Below are 23,336 nucleotides of genomic sequence, written 5' to 3'. Positions count from 1 at the left end.
GCCATGTCACTTCTCGAGGGCCGTGTCGCGGTCGTCACCGGCGGGGCGCAGGGCATCGGCCTCGCGATCGCGTCGACCTTCCTGCGCGAGGGCGCACGCGTGGTCGTCGGTGACCTGAATCCCGATCCGGCGCACGAGGCTCTCGGCTCCGACGGCGTGCGAGCGGTCCGCTGCGACGTGACCCGCGCCGAAGACGTCACGGCACTGCTCGACACCGCGCTCGCCGCGTTCGGCTCGGCCGACATCATGGTCAACAACGCGGGCATCACCCGGGACGCCTCCATGCGCAAGATGAGCGAGGAGGATTTCGACCAGGTCATCTCGGTACACCTGAAGGGAACCTGGCACGGCACGCGCCTCGCGTCGGCGATCATGCGAGAGCAACAACGCGGAAGCATCGTCAACATCTCCTCGCTCTCGGGCAAGGTCGGCATGGCCGGGCAAACCAATTATTCGGCCGCGAAGGCGGGGATCGTCGGACTGACCAAGGCAGCGGCCAAGGAGACGGCCCGATACGGCGTGCGGGTCAACGCCATCCAGCCCGGCTTGATCCGCTCCCCCATGACCACGGCCATGCCCGAGCACGTCTGGGACCAGAAGATGTCCGAGATCCCGATGTCACGCGCCGGTGAACCGGAGGAGGTCGCGAATGTCGCGCTGTTCCTCGCCTCGGACCTGTCCTCGTACATGACCGGCACCACGCTGGAAGTGACCGGCGGGCGGTTCATGTGACCGCCTGGCAGGCCCACACGGTCGTCACAGCCGAATACGTCGACCCCGCGCCGGTCGCCGCGCTCAGCGCGGTCCTCGACTCCGGCGCGAAACCGGTCGGCCTCGGCGACCCACTGCCGCCGCTGTGGCACTGGGCGGCGCTGGCCCGCTGGCCCGTGTCATCCGCGATCGGCCCCGACGGGCATCCCGTCCGCGGCTCCTTTCTACCACCGGTGGAACTGCCACGGCGCATGTTCGCCGGCGGCGAGGTCCAGCTCTACGAGACGGTGGCAGTCGGGTCGACGGTGCGCCGCGAGGCGCGCGTCGTCTCGGTGGAGCACAAGAACGGACGCACGGGACCGCTGGTGGTGGTCGAGGTCGAGATCCTGCTCTACACCGAGCAGGGCACCCTCGCGGTGAGGGAGCGCCAGAACCTGATCTATCGCGAGGCGGCGGCGTCTCGATCGTCCGATCACATCTGGCCTTCGGACTTGGGAAAGCCGGGGCCGCCGCTGTGGCGGCGGGGCGAATGGGATTGGGAGCTGCGCACCGATCCCACGGTGCTGATGCGGTTCAGCGCCGCCACCGCCAACCCCCATCGCATTCACTACGACTGGCCCTACGCGACCGGTGTCGAGGGCTATCCGGGCCTGGTGGTACACGGACCGCTGATGACGCTGGCGCTGGCCGAGACCATTCGGTGGGAGCGCCCCGATTCAGCCCCCGTACATCTGCGCCACCGCAACTCGTCCCCCTTGTTCTGCTTCGAACCCGCCCGCATCCGGCATCGTGACGCACCCGACGCCGAACTGGTGCTCGCCGTCCTCTCCGGCGACGGCAACCCCGGGCCCGTCGAACACTCCTCTCTGACCGCCGATTTCACCGTTGATGGAGGCCGAGCCCATGCGTGAAGCAGTGATCTGTGAACCTGTCCGCACCCCCATCGGGCGCTACGGCGGGGTGTTCGCCTCGCTCACCGCTGTCGAGCTGGGAGTCACCGCCCTGCGCGGTCTGCTCGAGCGCACCGGCATCAGCCCCGATCTCGTCGATGACGTGATCCTCGGCCACTGCTATCCGAACAGCGAAGCCCCCGCGATCGGCCGGATCGTCGCGCTCGACGCCGGACTTCCGGTCACCGTCGGCGGCATGCAGGTCGACCGGCGCTGCGGATCGGGGCTGCAGTCCGTCATCCAAGCGGTTATGCAGGTCAACAGCGGCGCGAGCGAGGTCGTGATCGCCGGTGGCGTGGAGAGCATGACCAACACCGCGTTCTATTCGCTCGATATGCGCTGGGGCGGCGCGCGCGGCGGCGTCCGCGTGCACGACGCACTGGCTCGCGGGCGCGAGACCGCGGGCGGGAAGCACCACCCGGTACCCGGCGGCATGCTGGAGACCGCGGAGAACTTGCGGCGCACCTACGCGATCCCGCGCGAGGAACAGGATCGGCTGGCGCTGATCTCGCATCAACGGGCGGTCGCCGCCGCGCGCAGCGGAGCGAGCGCCGAGCAGATCATCCCGGTCACGGTCTCCTCCCGCAAAGGCGAGACGCTGGTCGACACCGACGAGCATCCCCGTGCCGACACCACCCTCGAATCGCTGGCAGCGCTGAAACCCGTTCGGATGAAGATCGATCCGGAGTCGACGGTCACCGCGGGCAATTCCAGCGGGCAGAACGACGCCGCGTCGATGTGCCTGGTGACCACCCGCGAGAAAGCCGAACAACTCGGCCTCACACCGCTGGTCTCCTTGAAGTCGTGGGCCCTGGCCGGTGTCCGGCCGGACATCATGGGCATCGGACCGGTTCCGGCCACCGACGCCGCGCTCCGGCATGCGGGACTGTCGCTCGCCGATATCGATCTGATCGAACTGAACGAGGCGTTCGCCGCGCAGGCTCTCGCGGTCATGCGCGAATGGGAGTTCGGCGAGAAGGATCTGGACCGCACCAATGTCCACGGCTCGGGTATTTCCCTCGGTCATCCGGTCGGCGCCACCGGCGGCCGGATGCTGGCCACGCTCGCAAGAGAGATGCACCGCCGCGAAGTGCGATACGGCCTGGAGACGATGTGCATCGGCGGCGGCCAGGGCTTGGCCGCCATCTTCGAGAGAGTGGTGTGACCATGGCCCTGCGTACCTTCACCTCGGTCGAGGATCTGTCGTCCGCGATGGGAGAAACGGTCGGTCCTGGGCCGTGGTTCACGATCGACCAGGACCGCGTGGACGCCTTCGCCGACTGCACGGGTGACGACCAGTGGATCCACGTGGATCCCGAGCGTGCCGCCGAGGGACCCTACGGCACGACCATCGCGCACGGATACCTGACCCTGTCGATGATTCCCTTCCTCGGCCGCGACCTCTACGCCATAGATTTCGGCACGGCCCGGGTCAACTACGGCAGCAACAAGGTTCGCTTCCCCTCCCCCGTCCGCGTCGGCACGAGGGTGCGGGCGTCGGCGACCCCGGTCGACCTGCGCGTGGAGACGTCGCGTGGCCTGCTCACCGTCCGCTGGGTCGTCGAGAACGAGGGGCAGGACAAACCGGTGCTGGTAGCCGAAACCCTCACCGTGGTGATGCTGTGACCACCGGATCGGGACCCGTGCCGCAGGCCGCGCGGCCGCTGGCGGGGCTACGCGTCGTCGAGATCTCCAGTTACGTCGCGGCGCCGCTGGCCGGGATGACCCTCGCGCAGCTCGGTGCGGAGGTCATCCGCATCGACCCGATCGGCGGCGCTGCCGACCGCCACCGATGGCCGCTCACCGACCACGGCGCGAGCATCTATTGGGCGGGGTTGAACAAGGGCAAGCGCTCGCTGGTCGCCGATCTGCGCTCACCGTCCGGGCAGGACCTCGTCGCCCGGGTGATCGCCGAGAGCGGGCCGGGTGGCGGCATTCTGCTCACGAACGCGGTGGGCCGGGACTGGCATGGCTACGACGCCCTGGTACGGCTGCGTCCGGACCTGATCCACCTGGAGATCCCCGGCCGCGCGGACGGATCGACCGCAGTGGATTACACCGTGAATGCCGCCACCGGGTTTCCCCTGGTCACCGGCCCCGCGGAATACGAAGGACCGATCAACCACGTGGTGCCGGTCTGGGACGTGACCTGTGGGCTCTATGCCGCCCTGGCGATCACCGCGGCGGTGCGCCACCGCGAGGCGACCGGCAACGGCAGCCGGATCGTCGTTCCCCTGGACGATGTCGCGCTGGCCACGGCGGGCAATCTCGGATTCCTCACCGAGGCCGCGCTGTGCGGGCGGGAACGACCGCGTATCGGCAACGCCATCTACGGCCAATACGGCCAGCACTTCACCAGCGCGGACGGCGTGTCCTTCATGGTCGTCACGTTGACCGGAAGACATTTCCGCGATCTGGCGCGGATCACCGGCACGACCGCCGCGGTCGCGGCACTGGCCGAGGCGCTGGGAACGGACTTCGCCGACGAGGGCGCCCGGTACCGGCATCGCGATGTGCTCACCGGACTGTTCACCACCTGGTTCCGCGAGCACTCCGCCGCCGACATCACCGACGCGCTCGGCTCGACTTCCGTGCTGTGGGACCGCTACCGCACGTTCGCCGAACTCACCACGGACACCCGGGTCACCGAGAACCCGATGTTCACGATGCTGACGCAGCCCGAACTCGGGGACCATCTTGCTCCCGGCGCACCGATCGTGGTGAACGGCAGTCATATTCCCGCCCGGACCGCGCCGCGGCTCGGCGAGCACACCGAAGCCATCCTGCGTGACGAGTTGGCCATGACCGATGAAGCCGTCACCGGCTTGCGGGTCGCGGGAATCGTCGCCACCGACTCCACCGAACGGACCTCCCGATGAAACTCGGACAAACCCACGGCCTCACCGAGGCGCAGACCGAAATCCTCACTGCCGTGCGCGGCTTCGTGAACAAGGAGATCATTCCCGCCGCGCAGGAGCTCGAACACGCCGACGCCTATCCGCAGGCGATCGTCGATCGCATGGCGGAAATGGGCCTGTTCGGGCTCATGATCTCCGAGGAGTACGGCGGCCTCGGGGAATCCCTGCTGACCTATGCCCTCTGCGTCGAGGAGCTGGCGCGCGGCTGGATGAGCGTCTCCGGTGTCATCAACACCCATTTCATCGTGGCCTACCTGCTCGCCCAGCACGGCACCCCGGAACAGAAGCGATATTTCCTGCCACGCATGGCCACCGGCGAGGTGCGCGGGGCGTTCTCGATGTCCGAGCCCGAACTCGGCTCGGATGTGGCCGCCATCCGCACCAAGGCGGTCCGCGACGAGTCGGGCACATACACGCTCAACGGCCGGAAGATGTGGCTGACCAACGGCTCGACGGCAACCTTGGTCGCCGTGCTGGTGCGTACCGACGAAGGCCACGAACGTCCGCACGACAACCTCACCGCTTTCCTGCTCGAGAAGCCCGCGGGTTTCGGCGAGGTCGCACCCGGACTGACCATTCCCGGCAAGATCCACAAAATGGGCTACAAGGGCATCGACACCACCGAGATGCTGCTCGACAACCATGTCGTCGCGGCCGACGCCGTCCTCGGCGGCGCACCGGGGCAGGGTTTCAAGCAGATGATGGACGGTATCGAGGTCGGCAGAGTCAACGTCGCGGCACGGGCTTGCGGAATCGCCCTTCGCGCTTTCGAGCTCGGCGCGCGCTACGCGCAGCAGCGCAGAGCCTTCGGCAAACCCATCGTCGAGCACCAGGCCATCGGGTTCTCGCTGGCCGAGATGGCCACCAAGGTCGAGGCGGCCCATCTCATGATGGTCAACGCGGCCCGTCTCAAGGACTCCGGCCAGCGTAACGACGTCGCAGCGGGTATGGCGAAGTATCTGGCCAGCGAATTCTGCAACGAGGTCACCCAGGCCAGTTTCCGCATCCACGGCGGCTACGGGTACTCCACCGAATACGAGATCGAACGCCTGATGCGCGAGGCGCCGTTCATGCTCATCGGAGAAGGGACCAGCGAGATCCAGAAGCGCATCGTCGCCAACGGCGTCCTGCGCGACTATCGACTGTGATCCACCCGGCTGTGGCGGCCGCTCAGGGGTGCCGCCACAGCGGCGCCCGGAGTGCGGCGATGGTGTCGATGAGGGTGTGGTGCAGTTGGACGAGATCGCCTTGGTACACGCGTTCACTGCCGATGCCGATGCTGGACGCGCCACTGGCGAGAGTCCGGAGGGTGTTGTCGATGAGCGCCTCGTCGGCGTAGGTCACCGCGGGATTGTCTGCCCAGGCCAGCGATATCCCCCACTCCACGATCAGCTGCGTCGGCACTTCGGGGTCACAGAGCGAATCCCTGCCGCCTTTGACCGGCGCCTCGTTACGCAGCAGTTGCGACACGATGGCCAGACCCGCGACGGTCCGGCCGACCAGGTCCGCGGAAATGGGGTGGGTCGGCCCGAGTTCGGCCAGATCCGAATCGCGCACCTCCTCGGAGGAGGAGAAAACCCGGCAGCAAGGTTCGACGTCGTCGCCGCGGGAACCGGCGGCATCCGGGGGGACCGGATCCCGGTCCTCGTCGTACGAACGGGCGGCCGTTCGCTGCCGGAACTCGGTCAGGACCTTCTCCACACGTACCCGCCTTCCACGATCGCCGAGGGCACGCGTTCATACTGCCACCGATCCGGCGGATGGTGCACCGACCGCTCGAACGCGGCCGGCGTGCGGGTTCACGATTGCGCCGTGCCGCTCCCCCGCGACGAAGGCGTGAACAGCAGGTCAGGGGATGGACACTCGACTGGCCAGCCAGCGATCGTCGACCCGCTCCATGGTCATCATGACCCGGCTGCGGTCCACCCGCGGATCGGCCGATGCCGAGTTGCTCACCGTCTGGTCGATGAACAGCAGCACTTCCACCTTCGTCGGGGTCGCCGACTTCACCGCCGCGTCGAGCACCGTCCCCTTGCCGGTCGCCTTGTTGTCCAGCAGCAACTGACGCAGCTGTCCGCTGGAACGCGTATACATGTCCTTGAACTCCCCGGTGGAACCGTCGAGTACCGCGGTGAAGTCGCGGTCGAGGTTTCCGGAATCCACGCTGGTCAACGTCACGGCGTAGGCACGGGCCGCCGCGAGTCCGGCGGCCGCCGCGTCGTCGGTGTCGTTCTTCTGCTTCAATTGCCACCCGAAGATCACCGCGAGCACCACGGCCACCACGGCCACCAGGATGAGCAGTGGGATGCGAATCTTGCGCCAGATGAGCGCGAGAACCATGCGGCGGATCGCCCACTTGGACGGCATCACGAATTCGGGCTCGGCCGGCGCGTCCGGCGTATCGCCGGCGGGCGTGTTCACCGCCTGGTCGGCGGCCTCGGCCGACTCCTTCTCCGTCGATACGGGCCGGTCGGTGTCGGAGACGTGCTCGTCGGTGGTCGCGGTGTCGGTCTTCTCATTCATCACGGGTTCCTCGGGTCAACGGAAATAGGGCTGGCAGGGCTGTTCACCTGGGTGGAGCGGGCACCGTCTGCCCGGAGCCGACCAGCGGCAACGGCAACGGCAGCGAGAACGGGCCGGTCGGTGTGGGTGTCGCAGTCCGATCGGCGGGTTCGCCCGGCGGCGGTGGGCCGGGAATTCGCTCCCCCGGTGGGCGAGGCGCGTTGTGCGCGCCTCTGACCAGGACCGATGGGTCGTCGTCGGGGCAGTAGGTGTAGAGGTAGGGTTCGGAGTAGTCGGCCAGCGACGGCGGCTTGCGCGGCAAGTCGTAGACGCAGGTGTATCTCGGGTACAGGCTGACCAGCCCCCAGAGGCCGCCGTCGTGGATCACCATCGCCAACGCGTCGAGCGTCGACCCGGCTCGCTGGGTCGGGAAGAAGAACTCCTGCATGGCCGGAACACGCGTGTTCGTCACCTGCGCGACGGTCGAGAGGTTCGTCAACATCGCCACGGCCGCCGCGGAGTTGTCCGCCAGCACCGCGTCCAACGCCGCCAGCGTCCCCGGCGCCGCGCCGAGGAGGTCGGCGAAACCTCCGGTCTTCGCCTCGACGCCGCGCATAACCTTCGCGGCGTCGGCCGCGAAGCGAGTCAGACCCGGCGAGCCGGCACCGAGGGTCGTCAGCACCGTCTTGCTGTCGCGCACCAGTCCGACCGTCTGTGGGAGCACGGAATCCAGCGTGGCGACCAAGAAGATCCCGCCGTCGAGGATGTCCTTCAATTTCCGCGGCCCTTCCGGCCCCACGCCGAGTTCGTCGACTACCGAGGCGAGCCGGGCGGGATCGATCTGCGCCAGGGTCGAATCGAAGGTGCCGAGCATCTGCCACAGCGGCGTCGGGGTCGAGGTTCGATCGGTAGCGATCTCCGCGCCGTCGGAAAGGTACGGCCCGGCCGAACGGGTGGGCCGGAAATCGAGGAACTGCTCCCCGGCCGTCGACAGGCTGGTCACGTCGACCGTGCCGTCGTCGGGCACCCGCACATCCGCATCGATGCTCGCGACCGCTATCACGCCGCCCGGTTCCAGGTCGATCGACCTGACCTCGCCGATCGGAACTCCGCGCAACGTCACGTCCTGGCCGGGCAGCAGCCCGCCGGACCGGGCGAGATGCACCCGCACGGTGATGGTCGCCGCGGTCGGATCGACGCCGAGCGCCCCGAAGACCAGATAGGTCGCTCCGATCACCGCGGTGACCGCCAGCGCGACAGCCGACAGCGCGAGCCGATATGGCCGCCCACCGCGCACCGCGCCGACCAGCAACCGTGCCGGCGCGTCCGCGGCCGTGGCCACGAATGCGGCGAAGCCTCCCCGGCCCGCGCTCATCGTCCCGGTCCCAGAACGCGCTCGCGCAGCGTGAGCAAGGTGTAGGTGAGCGAGCCGACCAATGCCTGCCAATCACTCGCATCGGGTATCCGGCTGCCGGGATCGGCCTCGTGGTTCGGATCGGGCAGGGCTCCCACCGCGAAGTCCTCCAGGTCGACGTTGCCGTGCGCGGACGTGCCGCTCGTGAGTCTGATGACCGAGGGAAGCAGGGCGTTCATCGCGGCGAGACTCGCGTTCGGATTCAAGATGGCATCGTTGAGCCCCGCGGAGATCCGGTCGAGGTTCGCGATGAGTCCGCCGATCTCGCCACCGCGCAGGACCGGGAACTTCGCCAGCTGGGCGCTGATGTCGTCCACCTGCCGCACGAGTGCCAGCGCCTGCTGCGCATTGCCGTCGATGGTCGCCATCGCCGGACCGGCGACACTGACGAATTCGTCGATCACGCCGCGTTGGTCCGCCAGTTCACTGACCAGTTTGTCGGTTTCGGCGAGTGCGACGCGGATGTCCTCGGAGCGGGCGGCCAATGCGGTGACCAACTCGGTCGACTGGTCCAGCAGCGCCCCGACATGGTCCCCGCGATCGCCGACCGACCGCCCCAGGCCGTTGACGACACTGGTGAGATTACGGATCGCGCCACCGTTGACCAGCAGGGACGCCGTGGTCAGCAGTTCCTCGACAGTCGCTGCCGCCGACGTCGCCTGGACGGGAATGGTGTCGCCGTCGTGCATGGACGCGGTCGCGGACGAGGCATCCGGCGGTGCGTCGAGTGCCACGTAGACGTCGCCGAGCGGTGTGGCGGAGCGCAACTGCGCCCGGGTGCCCACCGGAAGGGCGACCTCCTCGCGAATACGCAGCGACACCAGGGCCGTGTAATCGGCGACGGTCATGTCCGCCACCTCGCCGACATCAGCGCCCGCCAAGCGCACCTTCGCCTTCGCGGGAAGATTCAGCGCATTGGCGAAAGTCGCCTTGATCGTGTAACCGGACCCGCCCGCTCCCGGCCCGGACAGCGGCAGATCACCGAGCCCGACGGCGCATCCCGACGTCGTCGCCAGTACGGCCGTCAATGTTGCGGTCATCAGCACGGAATACCTGGTTCTCATCGAGGCAACCTACTCATCGCTTCCAACATGTCGGTGATACCGAAATCCGGCCCGAAGTCCTGCAATGTGCCCGTGCTGCAACCCAATTGCCGGAGACCGAGGATATTGCAGACTTCCTTGACCATCTGACCGTCGAAGGCGACCCGGTCCAGCAGCGCGTGGATCCGCGCACCGCCCGCCTGCTGATCGACCACGTTGTAGCCGTTGTCCAGCAACATCGGCGTCAGGTCGAGGAATTCGGCCAGCTGGTCGCGGTAGTCCGCGAGCGCCTTCATGACGGTGCCGGTATCGGAGGCCGCGGATCGCAGTGCCTCCCGGTTGGCGGTCAGCAGGTCGTCGGCCTGGTGCATGACGGCGTTGATCTGCGCGCCGGTGGATCCGGAGCCGATATCCAGCTGCGCCAGCATGTCCCCGAGTTGCCCTGAGGCAGCCCCGAATTCGCGGATGACCTGATCACCGCGAGCGGCGGCGGCGACCAGCGCCGACAATTCGTTCACGATCTGGGTCACCGCGTCCCGCGTCCCGGCTCCCGCGTCGTCGCCGAGGCGAAGCGCTCGCGACAACTCGTCCATGGTGGCGCGCAATTGTTCTCCGTTGCCGCCGGTGGCCGAGGCCGCGACGGCGAGCAGTCGTGCGATCGGCCCGTCGCCGGGCTGTTGTCCCTGAAGGTCGCCGGACATCCGGTCGGCCGTCGCGATCAGCCGGTCCACGCCGACCGGTGTCCTCGTGCGGTCCATCCCGAGCCTGGCGCCGTCCCGCAGGGCGTCTCCGCCCCGGTACCCGGGCGTGAACTCCACATGCCGGTCGGTCAGCACCGAGGTGGACACTGTCACCGCGGTGGCGTTCGCGGGAATCTTCGCGTTGCCGTCGACACGCATGGTCACCTCGACGTACGCGCCCTTCGCGGCGATCTCGGTCACCTTGCCGACCGGCATCCCGAGGACGGCGACGGCGTTGCCGACGTACAAACCCGCGGCACTGTCGAACTGGGCCACCACCGTGATGTCGTCCGGACCACGATTCAACGGACCGCTCGCGCAGCCGACGACCGCGCAGACCGCCAGCACCGCCAGCGCGCGCACGACCCTGAACACTGTTCTCATCGGCAATCTCCGAAGTATTGCGGCAGTTTCGCCAGTTCGGCGCGTCCGCTCAATGCGCACATCCACGAGTCCACCAGCACACCGCCGGGAGAGTTGAAGTCCACGGAGTTGCCGTTGCCCGACGCGTTGGTGAGGTTGCGGACCGCGACGGGCAGGATCTCCAAGGTGTTGCGCAGCAGATCGTCGTGCCGGGCGAGACTGCCGAGCAAGCCGTTGAGCCCATTCAGCAGGTCATCGAGCTTCGTCCGATCGTCGACCACGATGCCGCGAACCTGGTCGACCAGTCGCGTGGTCGCCGACATCAGCATCTCGATCGCCTGCCTGCGCGCGGCGATGTCGCTCAACAGATCTCGTCCGACGGTGACGATGGCGGCGACGTCGGACTCCTGACCGGTGACCATCGAGGTCAGTTGACGAACTCCGGCCAACAGCGAACCGAGTTCGTCGCGGCGGCTGCCGAGAATGCTCGCCAGCGCCCTGACATTGGTCAGCACGCCCGGCAGTACGGCCGGGACCCCGTCGAGCTGGGTGGCCAGCGCGTCGAGGGAGCGGCCGAGCTGCGCGGCGTCGACCTGCTCGAAGGTCGTGGTGGCGTTCTCCAACGCCTGCTGGAGATCGTAGGGGACGACGGTATGCGACAGCGGGATTCGCCGGTCAGGGAGCCGCCCGCTGCCCGCGGGCCGCACTTCGACGTAGCGAGCGCCGAGCAAGGTGGTCAGTTTGATCGCCGCCGTGGTCTCGGTGCCGAGCGGCACATCGTCGGCGATCCGCATCGTGACCACGACCCGGTCGCCGACCAGCTCCTGATCGATGACCGAACCGATCTGGACACCGGCGACGGTGACGCCGTCACCGACGCGCAGGCCCGCCGCTTGGGCGAATTCGGCTTGGTAGGTTCGCTCGCCGATGCCGAGGGAGTTGACTCCCACGGCGGCGGCGAGAACCCCGATCAGCGCGGTGAGCGCGATGACTCCCAGGACGCGCGAGTTCTGCGTTTCGAGCGGCCGCCGGATCGCGGAGATCAGGCGTCGGATTCGTGTCGATGTCGTCATGGCTGCCTCACCTACAGATCGGCGATTGCTGAACGGTTCCCGACGGCGAGGCCATCCTGACGATCGCCGGTATCAGATCCGACAGAGCCGGGATCGCCGTGAAACCGAGATTGCAGAGGTAGACGTTCAGATTCGCGCCTTCCTGGCCGGCCCGGGCCATACCTTTCAGCAGGGCGGGGAGGTTGAAACCCAGATAGGCGAACTGGTCCTTGTTCGCTTCGAAATGCCGCGTGAATCCCGGTTCCCTGTTCATCAGCCGCTCCAGCGCCGACCGGTCCTCGGTCACGACCGTCGCCATCCGGTCCGCCACGCCCGACACGTCGGTCAGCGTCGTCAGCAACTCCTCGCGATGCCGGGCCAGCCCGTCGATGATGGACCTGGTCCGGCTCAGCAGGGTGCCGAGTTCACCGCGCCGGACCGCCAGGTTCTGTACGACCTGATTCAGATTCGTGATAACCGCGCCCAGCACCTGGTCCGGGCCTGCCAGCGACTGCGCCAGGGTGGACATCTGCTCGATGAGCATCGTCAGCGAACCCGCGTCGCCTTGCAGAGCTTTCACGAGCGCGGCCGTCACGTTGTCGACCTGATGCGGATCGAGTCCACCGAAGAGCGGTTCGAATCCGTTCAGCAGCGCGGAGAGATCGAACGACGGCTCGGTGCGCTCCACGGGAATCTCGGCGCCGCCCGGCAGTTCGGTGGGCTGCCCGGCGTCGCCGCGGGACAGTCCCAGGTAGCGCTGGCCGATGACGTTCTGATAAGTGATCGCGGCCTTCGTGTCCCCGTAGAGCCGCTGGGTGTCCTGGACGCGGAAGCGCACCCTGGCGCGGGTGCCGTCGAGTTCGACGGTGTCGACGCGGCCGACGCGCACCCCGGCCATCCGCACGTCGTCGCCGACCCGCAGCCCGGTCACATCGGTGAACATCGCGGAATATGACGTGGTCGAGCCGTCGATGCCGCGGTGCAACGTCACGAAGGTCATCCAGATGAACGCGACCGCGACGACGAGGAAGGCGCTGAGCCCGGCCACCGAGCGACGAAATTTCATCGCGGGACACCTCCTGTTGCCGGAATTCCTGTGGTGAGTAGGTGGGCCAGAACTTGTTCGGCAGCGTTGGCGTCGCCGCCGAGCACCCTGCCGATAAGGTCTTGCAGCTCCGGCGCCAGCACGGGTTCGGGTACCGAGCGTGGGTCGAGCGACGCGGGCAACGGCGGCACCGAAGCCGCCACCGGCGCGGTCTTGCAGCTCGGACCCTCGAGGCTGCCGTAGCGAGGGCAGTCGGCGCGAACGTAGGGGGTGTCGGGGGTGAACCTGATCTGGAATTTGCCGGTTCCGCTCAGGGTCTTCTCGTTCCAGAATTCGGCGAACCACACATCGGACAAGTTCTTGATGCGCCCCACGATGGGCCCGAAACTCGAGCTGCCCGCCGCGAATACGTCCAGTACCGGGGTCAACTGGTCGGTCACGGTGACCACCTCGTCGACATGTCTGTCCAGTCCGCCGCCGACGGTGGACAACGTGCCGGTGCCCGCCGCGAGCAGGTCGCGCAGCTCGGCGTCCTTCTCCACCACCGTGCGCATGGGCACGACGGCATGGTGCAGGACATCGAGGAGATCCGGTGCCGCGCCCGCCAGGCCCCGCACCGATTCGGTCAGCGCGGATATCGTCGACGGCTGCCCCGGCGGCGCGATCTGCGCGGACAGCTCCTTGGTGATGTGTTCGAGCTGGGCGCCCGCCTCGACGATGTCGGCCCCGCGCCGGTCGGTGGCCTTGGCGACTGCGGCCAGCACCCCCACCGTTCCGCTGGTACCGATTCTTGCCGTGGCCGCGACGATGTCCCGCAACTTGGTCAGCGCGGTCTGCAACTGCACGGTCGACAGGCTGGTGTCCTGTTGGATCTCCGCACCGGCCCGCAACGACCGTGCCGGACCGTTGTCGACCAACTGCACCGAGGACACCGCGAAGATATTGCTCGGAACCACCCGCGCGGTCACCGACTCCGGAATACCGCTCAGGAAACGTGGGTCGAGTTGTAGCCGGACCCGGCTGCGCCCGCCGTTGGTCGACGGAGTGACCTCCGTGACCGTCCCCACGAGGACACCGCGGAACTTCACGTCCGATTCGGGTGGCAGCCCGTCGCCCACTTGCTCGAGCATGGCCACGACCTCCGCTTTCGAATCGAAGGCTCCGGTCGACTTCATCAGGACCACCACGACCCCACCCGCGATGAGCGCGAAGAGCAGCACGCCGCGCAGCAACAGGGCGAATATGGAGGGTCCGCGACCGTCTTTGTCGAACAACACCGACATCTCACCCTCCCAGCCGTGCGCTCGCGCCGATGCCCCAGAAAGCAACGGTCAGCAGCAGATTGACGACGATCATCACCGAGATGGCCGCGCGCATGGCGCGCCCCGCCGCGATGCCGACACCCTGTGGTCCACCGGCGGCGTAGAACCCGTAGTAGCACTGGATGGTGGTGGTCAGCACTACGAAAAAGATCGCCTTGACCAGCGAATAGACTATGTCCGGGCCGTTGAGGACGAGCTGGAAATAGTGGTGATAGGTGCCGACCGACAAGCCGCCCGACGCACCGACGATGAATTCGACGGCCAAGTAGTTGACCGCGAGACAGACCAGGTACAGCGGTACGATCGCGACCACGGAGGCCAGTAGCCTGGTGCTGACCAGATAGGGAATGGATCGGATCGCCATCGACTCCATGGCGTCGATCTCCTCCGCGATGCCCATCGCGCCGAGTTGCGCGGTGAAGCGACATCCCGCCTGCGCCGCGAATGCCAGCGACGCCATGATGGGGGCCAGTTCGCGGGTCGAAGCGGTAGAGGCCACCAGCCCGATCGCGGGTTCCATTCCGAGCAGATGCAGGGCGTTGTAACCCTCCAGCCCGACTATCGCACCACCGGCCGCGCCGAGCACGATGATGACGCCCGCCGTACCTCCGCCGACCACGATCGAGCCATTTCCCCATGCGATATCGGACAATGTTCGCATGAATTCCGTTCGGTAGTGACGGAGCATCACCGGAATCGACACGATCGCCCGCACGAAGAAGGTGAACATATGCCCGAGCCGCATGAATGCGACACCGATCGGCTTCGAATACCGGATCACCGTCCTCGTTCCGAACGGGTGATACGTTGCCGCCATTACAAACCCTGCCTCGGGAAGAGCATCATGAAAAGCTGCGTGAACAAGACGTTGACGATCATCAGCAGCAGGATCGAGGAAACAACCGTCGAATTGACGGAGTTCGCCACACCTGCGGGACCGCCTTTGGTCGTCAACCCCTTGTGGCAGGCCACCACCGCGACGATCGCACCGTAGACGACGGCCTTGATCAGGGTCAGAACCATATCCCCGACCGTGGCGAAGGAGGCGAAGGTGGCGACGAAACTGCCTGGCGCACCACCCTGAGCGAAGACGTTGAAGGCGTAGCCCGCGATGAATCCGACGAAGCACACCACCCCGGTCAGCGACACACCGATCACGATCGCCGCGGCGAATCGGGGAACCACCAGGCGCCGGATCACCGAAACCCCCATGATCTCCATGGCGTCCAACTCTTCGCGAATCTTGCGGGAGCCCAGGTCGGCACAGATGGCGGAGCCGACCGCCGATGCCATCAGCAGGGCCGCGACCATCGGAGCTCCCTGCCTGATCACGGCCAGACCGCTGGCCGCACCCGCCAGCGAGGTGGCGCCGACCTGCCCGGCCAGCAGCCCGAACTGAATGGACAGCGTGACGCCGATCGGCAGTGCGACGAAGATCGTCGGCAACACGGCCGCCGACGCCATGAACGCCCCCTGCGCCAGGGTTTCCCGGAAAGCCAGCCGCCCGGACACGAGGTCGATCAGCAGGAATTGGACCGTACGCACGCCGAGCACGAACTGTCCGCCCACGGTATCGAGAGCCACGCCGGGATGCCGTCCCAGATAGCCGCGAAACCATACCGCGACTTCCCGGGTCGCCGGCATGGCAGATTGCCCCGGGCTCACCGCTCGGCGTTCACGACGTTTGCCGGCCGCCGGACCGAAACCGTTGACCATCGATTACGCGTCTCCATTCGAGTAACACTGTTTCCGATCCAAAGTGTGCGTGGCGCCGAGAGGTCGAGTCAATAGAATTCGAAGAATTTCCCGGCATTCGGCTCGTGCGCTCTTCTTCGTAGCACGACAAAATACTCGTCTTCGATCGGACGAGTTTTTGTCACACCGCTCGGCGATTATTCGCCGTTGCTCGAGTAAACGGTATGGAGTTCATTTCTATTCAGCTGCCCGGTCAGGCGGGTGATCCCCCATTCGCCGGCACGCCGCCACGCAGGCCCGAAAAAACGCGACCCCTGATTACTTTCGCCCGACCGCCCCCGCCGGGCCGGGCCGGATGCCTCGACCGCGCGGGCATCGGACGGTTCGAAACCGCCATCGGTACAGCAGCTTCGCCGATACGCCGCGGCGTCGTCCCTGCGATCGCCACCGCCCGGGGCGGCGGCGCGGGATTCCAGACGCGTGCGCGCCGCCGCGGGCATCCGGGCGTCACCGCATCTTCGCTGGCTGTCACACTACGACCTACCTTCTCAATCGACCGCCGGACGGCCATTCGTCGTCACTCCCCGACGCATGCCCGCCGAGCCGACCGTCCGACCCGGTGGTGACGCTTCCACTGCCTCCCGGCACCACCGATCAGATCTCGAGCAAGTCTACAGTATGTATTACAGTTGTCGTCCCGAGTTCGGGCGACCGCACCGGGACGACTCGGACGAAGTCGGAGCCGCCGTCGACATTCACATTGGCGCCGGTCATATAGGAATTGCGCCGGGACGCGAGGAACGCCGCGACCGGGCCGATCTCCTCGGGTAGTCCGGCCCTGGGCATCTGCGCGGGATGCCCGTAATGCGTTCCGATGACCTCCATGAGGCGGTAGGGATCGTCGCTGTCGATACCGACCGAGCGTGCCCAGTCGGTGAGGCCCGGGGTGACGAAGGTACCGGGAGACACCACGTTGACCAGAATCTCCTCGCGGGCCAGCAGCAACGACAGATTCTTCGACACACTCGTGACCATAGCCTTCGCCGCCGTGTACGCGACCAGATTCACGGCCTGGCGCTGGGTCGAATGCGCGGAGAAGTTTACGATCCGTCCCCACGCGGCGCTGCGGAGCAATGGCAGCGCGGCATTGACGCAGCGCACGATCGAGAGCACCCCGTGGTCGACCGCCTCGCGCCACTGCTCGTCGGACAGTTCCTCGGCTGTGCCCTGGACGTTCGGTCCGACGGTATTGATCAGCGCGTTGAGTTCACCGCCCCATCGCCGCTCCAGTCGCGCGAACACGGACTCCACTTCGGCGGGTTCGCGCACATCGGCCGCCAGACCGACCGCATCCGGACTACCGCGACCGGCCAGATCCTCGGCCGCGCGCTCGACGTCGTCGAGCGACCGCCCGACCACAGCGACCCGGGCTCCCTCCTCCGCCAGGCAACGCGCCGTGGCCAGGCCCATACCGCGGCTTCCGCCGACGACCACCGTCGCCGCATCACGCAATCCCAAATCCATACCGCACCCGCCTCACCTCAGAGATCCGCTGGTTTGCAAGAAGGCTGGGCCGAGCAGTCCACGGCCGCGCCCACACCGAACCGGTTCGGTATACTGTAATCCATTCGGCAACGCGCACGGGATAGCCCCTGGCAGTTGATATCCGGAGTCCTGATATGACTTCGACACAGTGATCCCGCGACTCCATCGCACCGATCGATCGCTCGGCGCCGCGACGGTCAGCGGGCAGACCACACATTTTCTCCGAAGAAGGGGTGCCGATGTCGTCCGACGTCCATACGCGCACCGGAGCACACGAGGTCGATCCGCGCACAGAGCGTTCCCGTGCACGCCTGCTCGATGCCGCCGAGGCGTTGATGCGATCCGGTGGCATGAGCGCGGTCACCGTAGAGGCGGTCACGCGCGAGTCGGCTGTTGCCCGCACCACCCTGTATCGGCACTTCCATGACATGGACCGGCTCCGTACGGCCGCCCTCGAACGAATGCTGCCCGCCCCACCGATCCCGCCCGTCGAGGGCACACTCCGGGATCGGCTCATCGAACTGCTGATCCAGTACGCCGCCGCGATCCGGGATACACCCACTTACCTCACCACCCTCGCCTGGCTGGCCGATGACACCGACACCGCTTCGCACGCGATGCGCGAGCCCCTTCGCCGGCGGTTCATCGAGAACTGCGTCGCCCCCTTCGACGCACTGCTCGGCAACGACGACACCCCGGCGACCGAATCTTCCTGGATCGGCGCCGAGGGCGGGTTATCGGTGATGTCGCGGCTGCTCGGGCCCGTCGTCTTCGTCTTCCTCGCCGGCATCGGATCGGTCGATCGCGCGGCGTGCACGCAATTCGTCGATGATTTTCTGGCGGCACGAGCCCCGCACCGCACGCCGGGCACCTGAGATCACGCCTTCACATCGCCCGGAAGGGCGCAAGCCGCGGCACGGACCTAGCAGATGGCGCTGCCCTCCACGGCGTCGATCAGGTTCCAGCGCAGCGCGGTAGCGGTGTCGATGCGGTCGCCGGTCAGCATCATCCACGCCGCGCGCCAGCGCCCGATGCGGCGCGGGATGCTGACCGTACCTCCAGCTCCGGGCACCAGCCCCATTTCGATCTCGGGTAGTCGGAAGAAGGTCTCCGGTGTGGCGACCAGCCGCCCGGCGAAGGCGGCCATCTCGATGCCCGCGCCGATGCACGCACCTTGAACATGCGCCGAGACCCGGTCGCGAAGCCGGTCGATGATCCGCCACGGCGCGCGTTCCAGACGCACCAGATACGCGGCCACCACGTCGTGGGCGGTTCCGAACTCGTCGAGATCGCCACCGCTACAGAACACCGGCCCGGAGCCGCGCAGCAGCACCCGGCCGATACCAGGATCCAGTTCGGCGAGCCGGAGGGCCTCCAGAAGTTCTTCGCGGAGGCGGAAACTCAGCGCGTTGCGGCGCTCCGGATGGTCGAGCACCACCGACAGCAGCTCGCCGTCGCGGTCCAGGCGCACCAGCGGGCGGTCCGGAAAGTTGATCGGCTTCGGGCCGCCCCGCGCGGCGAGCCACCGCCGGAACTCGCTGCCCGCGAGCAGCATCGAGTAGACCGAGGCCTCCGCACCCAGCCCCGCAAACGTGTCGGGCACCGTCGTCTGCCGCAACAGACGGCCTAGTGCCACACTCGCGCGGGGGTTCCGTCGCACCGCCTCCTCCAGATGCTTCAGTGCGGCATCCGGATCGGGGCAGTCGACAATCGTCGTCGCCGGGTGGGCGGTCTCGGCCAGAGTCAGCGTGACCGCGCGCAACAGCGGCGCCAGACTCGGAGGCGCCGGATGACGCAGGGTCCCGATCGTCAGCCGCAGCGAACCGGCCAGCGATCGGGCTGCCCGCTCGATCCGGTCGTGCGGCTCCCCGGCCCACGCGTCGAGCGCCACGACCAGTACCGGGTTCGCCGGTGTACCGTCCGGGCTGATAGCCAGCTCCAGAGCATCCATGTCCAGATCGGTCACATCGCGGCTCACCGCGCAATACTGACACGCCGTCCATGCGATCCGCGCCGGATCTTCCCACCGCGCAGTCGTGATATGTGCCGGAACTGCCCGCGGTCCTAGGATCGACCGGTGCACCCTATGACCCTGTCGGCGTCCGATCCGCCTGCGGTGGACTGGGCCGAGAGCGGCGTGGTCGCGGTAACCGGCCACCCGGACGGACCGCTCCTCGTGCCGCCGGGACGGGCGGCCGGCCGCGCCCGCGAATTGACGTCCTGGATCGCCACCGTCGCGCCCGCGATCACCGTCGACGGCGCGCGTCTGCTGGCCGAGCGCGCGGCACTCAACAACCTGCACCGCCGCGGAACCGTGTCGGCGGGCGGCCGATGCCGCTTGCTGCCCACCGCCGACGGATGGGCCGCGATCTCCTGCGCCCGCCCCGACGACCCCCTGCTGCTCGGCGCGCTCATCGGCGCGACGATCAACGCCGAGGACCCCTGGCCCCCGGTCGCCGACTGGGTGCGTAATCACCCCGGCGCCGAGCTCGCCGAACGCGCGGAACTACTCGGCGTCGCCGCGGGACCGGTGCGGCATGAGGCTCGCCCGAACGCTTTCGCGCCGATGGCGCCGAGGCCGGTCGAGGGACTCCTCGTCGTCGACTTCAGCTCCTTGTGGGCAGGTCCGCTGTGCGCCCACCTCCTGGGTCTGGCGGGCGCGCGAGTGATCAAGATCGAGACCCCCGATCGGCCCGACGGAGCGCGGCGCGGAAACCCGGCCTTCTACGCCCTGTTGCACCACGGGCACGAATCGGTCGTCCTCGACCCCACCGACCCGGCCGGACGACGGGCCCTGCGCGCCCTCGTCGACGCCGCCGACATCGTCATCGAAGCATCCCGCCCCCGCGCACTGGCCGGATTCGGGCTCGACGCCGGCACCGCGACCGCACGCGGAGCGGTCTGGGTTTCGATCACCGCAGCGGGCCGGGAGTCCAACCGCGTCGGTTTCGGCGACGACATCGCCGCCGCCGCCGGTCTGGTCGCCTACGATGCGGCGGGCGAGCCCGTCTTCGTCGGAGACGCCATCGCCGATCCGCTGACGGGCCTCACCGCGGCCGCGCTCGCCATGTCGGCACCGGCCGACGGGTCCGGAGTGTTGTGGGACATCTCCATGACCGACGTCGTCGCCACCACCCTCACCTCCGATCCGGTCCCCCGGACGCGGCGACGCGGCGGAAGGTGGTTCATCGACGCCGACAACGGGCCGGTTCCGGTCGCGGAGCCGACTGCCCGGACGCCGCCCGGACCCGCCGCCGACACCGGCGCGGACACGGCACGGGTGCTCGAGTCACTCCGGATTCCCGCACCGTGACCGGCGTACTCCCGCAAGACCCGCAGTTCGTCGGCGTGGCCGGCTCTGCCACTCGCGTCACAGATGGTCAGCGCCTTCCTGCGGAGCCGCCGCCCCTGCGCGGCCGCTGTCCGTCCGATCGGAAGCCCGTTCGTCCTGGTCGTCCGGTGAACCGTCGTAGCGGCGCACTCGGACCGGGATGCCGGTGAGTCGCGACATGCCCGCCAGCGCTTCGATGTCTTCTGGTTCGGTGGACATCAGAAGGTTGACATTCGCACCGCCCACTCGATTCGCCGTGCGCCAACCGCCGGTGCCTTTGTGCCCATATCCGTGCGGAATGGCCACCACTCCGCGCATGAGATCGCCGGTCAGTGAAGCCGGCAGGAGAATCCTGCCGTGGGGGGAACGGACTTCCACGGTGTCGCCTTCGCCGATCCGCAGTTCCGCGGCGTCATCGAGATGCAGAAGTGCTCGTTGCCGCCGTTTCCCGCTGCGCAACAACAAGGGCGCGTTGTGCATCCACGAGTTCTCGGACGCGGGCTCGCGCATGCCGATCAGACGCATCGGGTAGTCCTGCGGCCGAACATGTCCGGACAGTTGCGCGATCTCGGTCGCGATGTCCTCGTGAACGAGAGCGACGCGGCCACGCGGGTAGGCGACGATCTGCTTCAGTACACCCGTCTCGACATACGGCGCCACCACCGTTCCGTGGGGATGGCGGCGAATCAGGCGGTGCCATGTGAGACCGGATCGCCGCAGCCCGAAGCGGTCACCGCCGTCGGACAGCCGAATGATCATCTCGATGATCGGCCGGGGATGAAATCGCCGCCCGGACAGGCCGAGCAGCCGGCGTATGACCGCGAAGAGCGCGAACACCGGACTCCGCGAGGTCAATCGGTGCATCAAGTCATCGATGATCTCCCACTCCGTTCTGGCGAGCCCGCGAGGGGCGACGACCGCCTCGGTGGCTTGCCGGAATGGGGTGGCCTGGAACTGCTGGAACGTGATCGCGAAGTCGTCACGCTCGTACATCGTCGTGACCGGCAGAACGTAGTCACAGTGCGCCGTCGTCTCGTTGATATACAGATCGAGTCCGACCATGAGCTCCAGCCGCGCCGCGGCCGACTCGAATTCGTCCCCGTTCGGCACCGACAGCACCGGATTGCCCGCGCTGACGAACAGAGCCTTGATCTGCCGCTCCCCCGGCACCGCGATCTCCTTGGCCATCAACGCGGCGGGTTCGGCACCGATCACGGACGGAAATCCACCCACGCGCGTACGCTTTCGCCGATAGGTCCGGCGAAGCAACGCGCCCACCGCCATCATCGCCCATCGCTGCCCGGGCACGCCGAGCGTGCTGAAGACGCTGCCGCCGGGCCGGTCGAGCTTCCCGCTGACAAGGTTGACGGCGTCGATCAGGTACGCCGTCAGCGTGCCATGCCTTCCGACGCAGGTGCCGAGCCTGCCGTAGACGGCCGCCCGCTCGGTGCCGGCCAACGCCCGAGCCAGCGCATGCACTCGCGCGGGAGCGATACCGGTTCGATCCGCGGTGACCTCCGGGGTGAACGGCATGCATTGCGCGCGAAGCCAATCCACTCCGTCTGCCTGCGAAATCACTCTCGCGGTATCGCCGAGTAGCTCCGCGAAGAGCACCTGGAGCAGCGACAGCAAGAAGAGGGCGTCACCGTCGGGCGTGATGCCCAGCCACTCGAACTCGGCCGCCGTCTCCGTGCGGCGCGGATCGATCACGATCACGCGTCCCCCGCGGTCGACGATGTCGCGCATGCGATCTTTGATCCGCGGTGCGGTCAGAAAGCTTCCATGGGAAACGAGAGGGTTGGCACCCATGACCACCAACAGGTCGGTGCGCGTCAGATCGGGGATGGGCACCGCGAGCGGAGATCCGTAGAGGAATTGGCTGGCGAGCAACCTGCTGCTGGTGTCCTGCGTCGACGCGGTGAAATAATGCGCGTCCCGGCCGATGCCTTTGATGAACGCCAAGACGCCGAACAGGTGCGAATAGCTGAACGCCGCCGGGTTACCCATGTACCAGCCGATCGCGCCCGAGCCGTGGCGGCGATGGACAGCGGTGAGGCGCGCGGCGATATCCGACATCGCCTCCTCCCACCCGACCTCGACGAAGCCGTCGGGCGTTCGGCGTAGCGGGCTGGTCACCCGGTCCGGATCGTTGACCACCTCGGAGAAGGCGATCCCCTTCTGACAGGCGAAGCCCGAGGACAGCGGATGCTCCTTGTCCGGGCGCAGGCTCGTCAGGCTCCCGTCCTGCACCGTGGCGACCATCCCGCACAGTGGTTCGCAGATGCGACAGAAAGTCGGCTTCTTCTCGATGTCACGCATTGCGACCCAGGGGCGACGGGTTCGGTCTGCTGAGATGGACAGGCACCGCGTCGGCGAGCTCGCGCGACGAATCGCTCCACCCACAGGGCAATCCGCAAGTGCGGAAAACCGTGCGCTCCACCAGGCCGCGAGTGAAGGATCGCGTCGTTTCCGATGCCTGGAGCGGGTAGCCGCAGCGGGGGCACTTCGCGAAATAGTCCAGGAGATCCCGCGTGGCCGTGTGCACCAGTTCGCCGAGGACGCGGACATTCCGCCCGTCGGCCGGATGCGAAGTCGCTCGCGACTCGGGTCGGACACCGTTATTTTCCGTCATGACTCCACCCCTCCGACAGCTCTACGCCGAGACCGCCTACTGTTGACTTTACAGTATTGAACTCAGCGCGAGG

Annotated in this window: 20 protein-coding genes and 1 pseudogene; 8 read left to right on the top strand and 13 right to left on the bottom strand. The window is 67.5% G+C overall.

Annotated elements, in window-relative coordinates:
* The first annotated feature begins 3 nt into the window (after nt 1-3).
* Genes fabG through NG1_RS11600 form a run of 6 tightly spaced genes read left to right on the top strand, consistent with a single transcriptional unit; the run spans nt 4 to nt 5,727 of the window.
* The gene (gene fabG / locus NG1_RS11625; protein WP_062970054.1) at nt 4-732 is read left to right on the top strand and encodes a 3-oxoacyl-ACP reductase FabG; all 729 of its coding nucleotides are present in this window, start codon (nt 4-6) and stop codon (nt 730-732) included.
* Nucleotides 729-1,622, top strand: coding sequence for an HTD2 family dehydratase (locus NG1_RS11620; protein WP_062970053.1), 894 nt, complete (start codon nt 729-731; stop codon nt 1,620-1,622). The genes fabG and NG1_RS11620 overlap by 4 nt, the downstream gene beginning before the upstream one ends.
* Nucleotides 1,615-2,826 carry an acetyl-CoA C-acetyltransferase gene (locus NG1_RS11615; RefSeq protein WP_062970115.1) on the top strand — a complete coding sequence of 404 codons (1,212 nt, stop codon included), beginning with the start codon at nt 1,615-1,617 and terminating at the stop codon, nt 2,824-2,826. The genes NG1_RS11620 and NG1_RS11615 overlap by 8 nt, the downstream gene beginning before the upstream one ends.
* 2 nt (nt 2,827-2,828) lie before the next feature.
* Nucleotides 2,829-3,287, top strand: coding sequence for a MaoC family dehydratase (locus tag NG1_RS11610; protein WP_281218173.1), 459 nt, complete (start codon nt 2,829-2,831; stop codon nt 3,285-3,287).
* Nucleotides 3,284-4,540 (top strand): CoA transferase, encoded by a 1,257-nt coding sequence (locus tag NG1_RS11605; protein ID WP_062970052.1) that lies wholly within the window; start codon nt 3,284-3,286, stop codon nt 4,538-4,540. Before NG1_RS11610 ends, NG1_RS11605 begins: the two co-directional genes overlap by 4 nt.
* Nucleotides 4,537-5,727, top strand: coding sequence for an acyl-CoA dehydrogenase family protein (locus NG1_RS11600; protein WP_062970051.1), 1,191 nt, complete (start codon nt 4,537-4,539; stop codon nt 5,725-5,727). Before NG1_RS11605 ends, NG1_RS11600 begins: the two co-directional genes overlap by 4 nt.
* A 22-nt stretch (nt 5,728-5,749) precedes the next feature.
* Here NG1_RS11600 and NG1_RS11595 read toward each other — a convergent pair whose 3' ends face one another.
* From NG1_RS11595 to NG1_RS11545, 11 genes and pseudogenes are all read right to left on the bottom strand, one after another.
* On the bottom strand, nt 5,750-6,280 hold the full coding sequence (locus tag NG1_RS11595; RefSeq protein ID WP_062970050.1) for a hypothetical protein: 531 nt from the start codon (nt 6,278-6,280) through the stop codon (nt 5,750-5,752).
* Between the two features lie 147 nt (nt 6,281-6,427).
* A complete protein-coding gene (locus NG1_RS11590; RefSeq protein WP_062970049.1) occupies nt 6,428-7,102 on the bottom strand; it encodes an Rv1363c family protein in 675 nt (224 codons plus the stop codon).
* Nucleotides 7,103-7,145: 43 nt separating this feature from the next.
* Nucleotides 7,146-8,456: an MlaD family protein gene (locus NG1_RS11585; RefSeq protein WP_062970048.1), complete on the bottom strand. Its 1,311-nt coding sequence runs from the start codon at nt 8,454-8,456 to the stop codon at nt 7,146-7,148.
* Nucleotides 8,453-9,535 (bottom strand): MlaD family protein, encoded by a 1,083-nt coding sequence (locus NG1_RS11580; protein WP_245659864.1) that lies wholly within the window; start codon nt 9,533-9,535, stop codon nt 8,453-8,455. Before NG1_RS11580 ends, NG1_RS11585 begins: the two co-directional genes overlap by 4 nt.
* A 20-nt stretch (nt 9,536-9,555) precedes the next feature.
* A complete protein-coding gene (locus NG1_RS11575; protein WP_157113995.1) occupies nt 9,556-10,662 on the bottom strand; it encodes an MCE family protein in 1,107 nt (368 codons plus the stop codon).
* Nucleotides 10,659-11,714, bottom strand: coding sequence for an MCE family protein (locus tag NG1_RS11570; RefSeq protein ID WP_062970045.1), 1,056 nt, complete (start codon nt 11,712-11,714; stop codon nt 10,659-10,661). Before NG1_RS11570 ends, NG1_RS11575 begins: the two co-directional genes overlap by 4 nt.
* Nucleotides 11,715-11,721: 7 nt before the next feature.
* Nucleotides 11,722-12,759 carry an MlaD family protein gene (locus tag NG1_RS11565; RefSeq protein ID WP_062970044.1) on the bottom strand — a complete coding sequence of 346 codons (1,038 nt, stop codon included), beginning with the start codon at nt 12,757-12,759 and terminating at the stop codon, nt 11,722-11,724.
* Nucleotides 12,756-14,021, bottom strand: a complete 1,266-nt coding sequence (locus tag NG1_RS11560) for an MlaD family protein (protein ID WP_062970043.1) — start codon at nt 14,019-14,021, stop codon at nt 12,756-12,758. Before NG1_RS11560 ends, NG1_RS11565 begins: the two co-directional genes overlap by 4 nt.
* Before the next feature lies 1 nt (nt 14,022).
* Nucleotides 14,023-14,877: an ABC transporter permease gene (locus NG1_RS11555; RefSeq protein ID WP_062970042.1), complete on the bottom strand. Its 855-nt coding sequence runs from the start codon at nt 14,875-14,877 to the stop codon at nt 14,023-14,025.
* Entirely contained in the window at nt 14,877-15,704 is an 828-nt protein-coding gene (locus NG1_RS11550; protein ID WP_062970113.1) for an MlaE family ABC transporter permease, read from the bottom strand. Before NG1_RS11550 ends, NG1_RS11555 begins: the two co-directional genes overlap by 1 nt.
* Before the next feature lie 783 nt (nt 15,705-16,487).
* Nucleotides 16,488-17,279, bottom strand: a pseudogene (locus tag NG1_RS11545) (SDR family NAD(P)-dependent oxidoreductase); the annotation flags it as partial.
* Between the two features lie 260 nt (nt 17,280-17,539).
* Between NG1_RS11545 and NG1_RS11540 the strand changes: the two are divergent.
* Nucleotides 17,540-18,175, top strand: a complete 636-nt coding sequence (locus NG1_RS11540; RefSeq protein WP_062970041.1) for a TetR/AcrR family transcriptional regulator — start codon at nt 17,540-17,542, stop codon at nt 18,173-18,175.
* 47 nt (nt 18,176-18,222) lie between these two features.
* Here the strand turns inward: NG1_RS11540 and NG1_RS11535 are convergent, their stop codons facing one another.
* Nucleotides 18,223-19,278 (bottom strand): enoyl-CoA hydratase/isomerase family protein, encoded by a 1,056-nt coding sequence (locus tag NG1_RS11535; protein ID WP_245659863.1) that lies wholly within the window; start codon nt 19,276-19,278, stop codon nt 18,223-18,225.
* A gap of 108 nt (nt 19,279-19,386) precedes the next feature.
* Between NG1_RS11535 and NG1_RS11530 the strand changes: the two genes are divergently transcribed.
* Nucleotides 19,387-20,613, top strand: a complete 1,227-nt coding sequence (locus tag NG1_RS11530; RefSeq protein WP_062970040.1) for a CoA transferase — start codon at nt 19,387-19,389, stop codon at nt 20,611-20,613.
* A 57-nt stretch (nt 20,614-20,670) separates the two neighbouring features.
* Here NG1_RS11530 and NG1_RS11525 read toward each other — a convergent pair whose 3' ends face one another.
* Nucleotides 20,671-22,950 (bottom strand): molybdopterin-containing oxidoreductase family protein, encoded by a 2,280-nt coding sequence (locus NG1_RS11525; protein WP_084498853.1) that lies wholly within the window; start codon nt 22,948-22,950, stop codon nt 20,671-20,673.
* Between the last annotated feature and the right edge of the window lie 386 nt (nt 22,951-23,336).

This window comes from Nocardia gamkensis NBRC 108242 (assembly GCF_001612985.1).
In the GTDB taxonomy this organism is placed as follows: domain Bacteria; phylum Actinomycetota; class Actinomycetes; order Mycobacteriales; family Mycobacteriaceae; genus Nocardia; species Nocardia gamkensis.
Note: the sequence above shows the minus strand (reverse complement) of the source record. Positions and strands in the feature narration are given on the sequence as shown.